Source organism: Lacihabitans sp. CS3-21, assembly GCF_024343675.1.
In the GTDB taxonomy this organism is placed as follows: Bacteria; Bacteroidota; Bacteroidia; order Cytophagales; family Spirosomataceae; genus Leadbetterella.
The window spans coordinates 35,658-42,681 of record NZ_RJUD01000024.1; the positions used below are offsets into that span (position 1 = coordinate 35,658).

Annotated in this window: 8 protein-coding genes; 1 reads left to right on the forward strand and 7 read right to left on the reverse strand. The window is 37.7% G+C overall.

Annotated features, from left to right (window positions below; all coding sequences use genetic code 11):
* Position 1: 1 nt before the first annotated feature.
* Both EGI24_RS13405 and rpsU read right to left on the reverse strand, forming a co-directional pair.
* Positions 2–901: a tyrosine-type recombinase/integrase gene (locus EGI24_RS13405; RefSeq protein WP_255048943.1), complete on the reverse strand. Its 900-nt coding sequence runs from the start codon at positions 899–901 to the stop codon at positions 2–4.
* Between the two features lie 38 nt (positions 902–939).
* Positions 940–1,134: a 30S ribosomal protein S21 gene (rpsU, locus tag EGI24_RS13410; protein ID WP_255038492.1), complete on the reverse strand. Its 195-nt coding sequence runs from the start codon at positions 1,132–1,134 to the stop codon at positions 940–942.
* Between the two features lie 167 nt (positions 1,135–1,301).
* On the opposite strand from rpsU, the gene EGI24_RS13415 reads away from it, so the two are divergent.
* Positions 1,302–3,011: a GMC oxidoreductase gene (locus EGI24_RS13415; protein ID WP_255048944.1), complete on the forward strand. Its 1,710-nt coding sequence runs from the start codon at positions 1,302–1,304 to the stop codon at positions 3,009–3,011.
* A 65-nt stretch (positions 3,012–3,076) separates the two neighbouring features.
* On the opposite strand, the gene EGI24_RS13420 is transcribed toward EGI24_RS13415, so the two are convergent.
* The 5 genes from EGI24_RS13420 to EGI24_RS13440 all read right to left on the reverse strand — a co-directional run.
* Positions 3,077–3,883 carry a TPM domain-containing protein gene (locus EGI24_RS13420; protein ID WP_409035480.1) on the reverse strand — a complete coding sequence of 269 codons (807 nt, stop codon included), beginning with the start codon at positions 3,881–3,883 and terminating at the stop codon, positions 3,077–3,079.
* Positions 3,876–4,304, reverse strand: a complete 429-nt coding sequence (locus tag EGI24_RS13425) for a TPM domain-containing protein (RefSeq protein WP_255048945.1) — start codon at positions 4,302–4,304, stop codon at positions 3,876–3,878. The genes EGI24_RS13420 and EGI24_RS13425 overlap by 8 nt, the downstream gene beginning before the upstream one ends.
* A 32-nt stretch (positions 4,305–4,336) precedes the next feature.
* Positions 4,337–4,930 carry a LemA family protein gene (locus tag EGI24_RS13430; protein WP_255048946.1) on the reverse strand — a complete coding sequence of 198 codons (594 nt, stop codon included), beginning with the start codon at positions 4,928–4,930 and terminating at the stop codon, positions 4,337–4,339.
* A 105-nt stretch (positions 4,931–5,035) separates the two neighbouring features.
* Positions 5,036–6,436, reverse strand: coding sequence for a DASH family cryptochrome (locus EGI24_RS13435; RefSeq protein WP_255048947.1), 1,401 nt, complete (start codon positions 6,434–6,436; stop codon positions 5,036–5,038).
* A 66-nt stretch (positions 6,437–6,502) separates the two neighbouring features.
* Positions 6,503–7,024: DUF547 domain-containing protein (locus EGI24_RS13440; RefSeq protein ID WP_255048948.1), on the reverse strand; the 522-nt coding region annotated here is incomplete at its 5' end.

Consider the following 7,024-nt stretch of genomic DNA (forward strand, 5'->3'; position numbering starts at 1 on the left):
TTTAAGCTTTTGGATGAGCCTTTTTATAGACTTCCTTTAATTGACTAATTGAATTGTGTGTATAAATTTGCGTAGCGGCTAGGTTAGCATGACCCAATAATTCCTTGATGGCATTCAAATCTGCTCCCCTGTTTAGTAAATGGGTAGCAAATGAATGCCTTAAAACATGAGGAGACTTTTTGGATATAGTAGTCACCAACTCTAAATAATGTTTAACTTTTCTTTGAACGAAAACCCTGTAAAGTTGGTCGTGTTTATCTGTTAGAATTAAATAATCATGCTCAGAATCAAAGTAATCTCTCTTAGCTTTTAAATATTTCTGAATCAAATCTAGTAATGTCTGATGGAGGGGAATTACTCTGTATTTGTTTCTTTTGCCCAAAACCGTTATTTTTCTTCCGAAAATATCCACATCCGAAACTTTAATATTTATCAGTTCAGACAGCCTTATACCTGTTCCGTAGAGCATTTCTAACAATAATTTATCCCGCAATCCTTCAAAATCTTCTACAAATTCTATATCAGCAAAAAGGTTCTCCATGGGTTTTTCTTCTACATAAACAGGCAGTCTTTTGGCTGTTTTGAGCGATTTCACCAAAGTCACTGGATTAACTTCAATCTTCTTTTTGATTTGTAAAAATTTAAAAAAAGCTCTTAAACTCGCTATTTTCCGATTTATGCTTCTGTTATCAATCTCATTTTCAGACAATTGAACAATCCATCTTCGAATATCTTGGTATTGGGCTTGTATTATGTCAAACTCAGTATTTGGAGATTTAAGAAAGGTCTGAAATTGAAGCAAATCTATTTTGTAGGCTAACACCGTGTGCTGGCTTAGTCGTTTCTCGTTTTGAAGGTAGGATAAAAAAAAATCGACCAATTCTGTAAGATTATTATTCATTACAAAATTAGTCGAAATATATGGTTCTACAAAAACGATTAATCGTCGATGTGTCCGTATGTTTTTTGCTTGTATGACGCTCTGATCACTTCGAATCTTCGCGATACTGAGGTTTTTTCAAACGCTTGACGGCGTCTTAGTTCTTTCAAAACTTTAGTTTTTTCAAACTTCTTCTTGAAACGTTTCAGAGCCTTATCGATTGACTCGTTATCCTTAATTTGAATATGTAGCATAATTTACACCCCCTTCTTTTTTAAATCGGACTGCAAAGGTAGAAAAAAAGATAATAAAACCAATGCCTTTTATTTGAAATAAACCAAAAAACTAAATCTTTGAAGGCAAAGCCACCTCACTTTCGAATAATTATAATTATTTTTAAGAATCAAACCTTAATTAATAAATGAAACTTCAATCAAAAAATGATGAAAAGCTTACTTATGATGCCATTGTAATTGGCTCGGGTATTTCTGGCGGCTGGGCAGCTAAAGAACTGTGCGAGAAAGGATTGAAGGTACTTATGCTAGACAGAGGTAGGAATATTGAACATATAAAAGACTACAAAACGGCACTTAAAAATCCTTGGGATTTTGAACACAGAAATGTAAAAGTTTCTTTGGAAGAAATGAAAAACTATCCCATACATGAGCGAACTGGTTTTACCATCACTGAAGCCTCCAAAGAAATGTTTGTAAAAGATGTTGACTATCCATATCTCGAAGAAAAACGTTTTGATTGGATAAGAAGCTGGCAGGTGGGCGGCAAAAGCCTAACTTGGGGACGGGTGGCATTGCGATTCAGTGATTTAGATTTTGAAGCCAATATAAAAGAGGGGGTTGGTGCCGACTGGCCCATCAGATACAAAGACATTGCTCCGTGGTACGATTATGTAGAACGTTTTGCAGGTATTTCTGGTAGTTTAGAGAATATTCCACATTTGCCAGACGGTGTTTTTCAAAAACCATTCGACCTTACGTGTGTTGAAAATCATTTGAAAGCTGTGATAAATCAGAAATTTGATGGCCGACATGTGATTCCTCCAAGACAAGCCCACATAACCGAACCCACCGAAGAGCAACTTTCGCTCGGGAGAGCCAAATGCCAAGCCAGAGACATGTGCTGGCGTGGTTGTCCGTTTGGGGCATATTTCAGTACGCAATCCGCCACATTACCTGCAGCTAATCGTACTGGCAATCTCACCGTCAGACCACATAGCATAGTGAGCGAAATACTTTACGATGAGAAAAAAGGAAAAGCTTCGGGCGTAAGAGTTATCGACCAAAACACGAAAGAAGTTTTGGAATTTAATGCCAAAATTATCTTCGTAAATGCCTCTGCCATGGCTTCTACCTATATTTTACTCAACTCCAAATCGGCAAGATTTCCGAACGGAATGGGCAATGATAGTGGTGTTTTGGGGCATTATTTGATGGATCACCACTTCTCTGCGGGAGCTTATGCCAGTGTGGAAGGTTTCGACGACCAATATTATTTTGGCCGAAGACCTAACGGATTCTATGTGCCTCGCTACAGGAATATTGGCAATGACAAAAGAGATTATTTGAGAGGATTTGGTTATGAAGGTGGTAGCGGCCGCGGTTGGAATATGCCGAAAGAGGATTTTGGAGTGGATTTCAAAAATAGTGCATCAAAACCAGGGCCTTGGAATATAAGTTTGAGTGCTTTTGCAGAAACTTTGCCATATTTTGAAAACAAAATGTGGATAGATGAATCTCAGAATGATCAATGGGGAATGCCTTTGGCCAATTTTTCAGCAGAAATTGGTGACAACGAAAAACGCATGCGAAAAGACATGGTAAATGATGCAGCAGAAATGCTAGAAGCCGCTGGATACAAAGACATTGGCACCTACGATGATTTCGAAGGCTTTGGCCGTTGTATACACGAAATGGGTACAGCTCGAATGGGTCACACACCAAAAGAATCAGTTCTCAATAAAAACAACCAAGTTTGGGGAGCTGAAAATGTTTTCGTAACAGACGGTGCTTGTATGGTTTCAAATAGCTGTGCAAATCCGTCGCTGACCTACATGGCTCTCACAGCTCGGGCAGCTGATTTTGCGGTGAATGAGTTGAAGAAAGGAAATTTATAAGTAGAGCACTTTTCCTAAAGTGCAAACAACAAAAAAAGAGCGATTTACACAAATCGCTCTTTTTTTTAATAATCTCCACTGGCACCGCCGCCACCACCACTTCCGCCGCCGAAGCCACCAAAACCTCCACCGCCGCCGGACCAGCCGCCACCGCCTCCTCCGCCACTTGACCAACCACCGCCCCAGCTTCCTGTTTGACGGCCCCAGCCTGTATAAGTGGTGTAAGGTGCAGCACTGTCGCTGAGCAATCCGCCGCCACCTTTGTTATTTTTACCTATTTTGTAGAATATCCAAATTATGAATATGATAACAAGTAAAATTATAATGAAACCTAAAAAGGCATCACCTTCTTCTTCTGGTTCGGCTTTGTACTCGCCAGCAGCATATTTGAATATCTCTGTAGTACCTTCGTCTAGTCCTTCGTAGTATTTTAGTTCCTTAAATTTCGGTCCGATAACATTGGTAATGATTCTTTTGGCATACATATCCGGCAAAACACCTTCCATTCCATATCCTGTCTGTATGGCTATTTTTCTGTCTCCTGGAGACCAAAGCAATACTATGCCATTATTTTTGTCTTTTTGACCAACACCCCAATCTCTTAAGATTTTTAGAGCCACATCCCCAGATTCATAAGGCTGAACGGTCTTCACAATCACAATAGTGAGCTGCGAAGATGTAGAGTCGTTGTAAGCTACCAGTTTCTGCTCCAAGGCCTGAATTTGAGCCGCACTCAATAATCCGCCCACAAAGTCATTGACTAATCTAGGTGGGTTTGGCTTCTCTGGTATGTCTTGCCCAAAGCCAATTTGTAAGGAAAAAAGTAAAAATATTACAGCGAGAAATCGTATTATTGTTTTTTTATTATCCACGGCTTATTTCATCTGAAATTTCATTTTTATCGTCTGTATTGTATGGAAAATAGTACTTCAGCTGTTCCCCAGCTTCTTTTATGCCCAAACACAAGCCAGTTTCGAAATCACCTTTTTTAAAATTCTCTTTAAGAATTTCTTTGGTAGAATCCCAAAAAGTCTGACCGACTTTTTCATTGATTCCTTTGTCGCCAAAAACCGCAAACTTGTGGTCTTCGTATGCCAAATAAAACAACACTCCGTTTCGTTGAGCTGTTTTTTGCAAAGACAAATATTTGAAAACTTCTTTGGCTCTGGCCATTGCATCGCCACCAGGGCAGTTTTCTTCAATATGTACTTTTATTTCACCAGAAGTATTGGTTTCTGCCAATTTAATGACTTCCGTAATGTTTTTTTGCTGAACTTCAGAAAGGATAAACATAAAAAAAGCCCGCCTCACGACGGGCTATTTAATTATTTCTTAAAATCGAAATTTACGTCGGGAGCATCTTGTGCTTTTGAAGAAGCTTCAAAGAATCCTTTAGGAGCAAATCCAAAAATACCAGCCAAGATGTTCATTGGAAATGATCTAACAGATAAGTTATACTCACCCACACCTCCATTAAAGTCCCTACGAGCTACCGCTATACGGTTTTCAGTACCAGCAAGTTCCGCTTGCAAGTCAAGGAAATTTTGGTTGGCCTTTAGGTTCGGATACTGCTCTACAGACACCATCAATCTACTCAATGATCCACTTAATTGATCTTGGGCAGCTTGGAATTTTGCCATGTTTTCTGGCGTAAGGTCTTTGGCCTCAAACTTAACTTGTGTGGCAGAAGCTCTTGCTTGAATCACTTCTGTAAGCGTACTTTTTTCGAAATCAGCGGCACCTTGAACAGTTTTCACCAATGTACTGATCAAATCTGCTCTTCTTTGATATTGGGTTTGTACATCTGCCCAAAGCTTTTGAACGTTGTTGTCTTTACCAACCAATCCATTGTATGAGCTACATCCGTACATTCCAAACAACAAAAGAATTGCCACAATTGCGAGAGTTCCTTTTTTCATTTTCAGTTTATTTTTTATTAAAATTTATCAAATTTAAATAAAGAATCCAATATCAAAAAAAATATTATTTATGAATTCTTCAAATGCTGTGTTAAACGGTAGCTTTTACCATTTTTTATTTTTCGGTATTATTTGACTGGTATATATTATAGAATCATTCAAAACTGATTTGAGCTCATTTATCTCCAAAATCACCTCATTATCAATACTTTGCAGTTCAGGGATCCAATATTTTATAAATTCAGCATTGGGATCATACTTTTTTGCTTGGCTTACAGGGCTAAAATACCTATCTTCTCTTGGGTCTGTTCCTATCCCAGCCAAATAATTCCAATTCCCCCAATTACTACAAACCTCATAATCAACTAATTGACTCTCAAAATACATGGCTCCCCACCACCATTCTAAGCCAAGGTCTTTTGTAAAAAAGCTGGCCACATTTTGTCTTCCCCGGTTGGACAAATAACCTGTGAGTTTTAGCTCTCTCATGTTGGCATCAATAAATGGCACGCCTGTTTCTCCATCCATCCACTTTTTAAAATGCTCACGGTTTCGCTTCCATCTTTTAGTAAAATCATGTTTGATACCTGCTCTTTTGAAAAGCCTAATACCGAATTTGAGGGCAATAAAATAATAGTAATCTCTCCAAAGTAGTTCGAAAATCAACCAATAAGTAGATTCATTGGCTCCTCTGATGGCTTCAGCTTTTTTTATTTCCTCATAAATCATTCGTGGAGAAAGACAGCCTAAGCTTAAATAAACTGAAAACTTGGAGGAATAATCCTTGCCTAAAAGACCGTTTCTTGTTTGTTTGTAAGTATGTATGAGTTCCTTATCCCAAATATATTCTTGAAGACGCTTTAAAGCTGCAGTTTCGCCGCCATCTAAACCCATAATATCTTTGGGATGTTTTTCAAAATGCTCATATCCCAAATCCAAGAGTTTTGGAATCAAGCTTTCCTCCAAATCATCTGGAGAATCAAGTTTTGTTATGGTTTCAAATGTTCTTCTTACTTTCCAAAAGTTTTCTACCTTTTTCCTGAAATCGGTAAAAATATCCGGAACAAAATGTATCTGAAAAGGAAGATCTCTAACATGAATGAGTGTGTTGCCCCAATACATCTCAATATCAATGTTTTTTGTCTTGAGTTTTTGAGAAAATGCTGCTTCTACACTGGTTTCTTCTTGGGTAACCTCTTTGGATGTAACCACAAACTCCACATTATACTTAACAGCGATTTCAAAAAGTTCATTTTCGGGAATCCCTACCTTCACAATAAGATCTGAGCCCAAAGATTGTAGTTGGGTTTTTAAATCTGCTAGAGACTCCAGTAAGAATTTCAAACGAAACTTGCCCGTTCGCTTAAAACCTAAAAAAGTATTTTTAAGTAATCGCGTGTCGATAACATAGACAGGAACTACTGCACCCATTTGAGCAGCTTTACAAAAAGCCTCATTGTCGTGTAGCCTCAAATCATTTCTGAACCAAAAAAGAACATTACTCATCTATGTATTTAAAAAGAAGCAAATTTCTTCAATAGGTTTGGTAAAAGAAACAAAATAGAGATTTATTTAAAAAGAACCGTTAAGCGACCAATCATAAGTGGCGTAAGAAATCTTGGCTTTTGAATCCAGTTTCGTTTTTGAATATTTGTTTAGGATATCTATAATGGAGGTAGGTTTAAAATCCATGCCGTACCAATCAAATATTTTTGAAATGCTTGCACTTGATTTTGAGATTTTATTTTTAGATGTATCGTTTATGAATTTTTCAGCTTGATTGTTCAATTGCTCGTTTAACCTCTCAGCCGTAAAAGCCTCGTTTCTTAGTGGCGGACATGATTTAGCGGCACAAACTAAAGCGAAATGAATACGAGGCTCTTTAAACTGCTTTCTTATGATACCATGCTCTATATTATTCAAATCCATTTTTTTGCCACCAATGTTTATAAACTTTACATCCCAAGGCGTATTCACAAATGGTATTTTAATTTTGTCTCCAATATCTTTTATGCTTTTGAGGTCATTCTCTGAGTTGTCAAGAATCAATTGAATCGTAAAAGCATTGTAGGCATTTATCCAATAAGCCAGCTT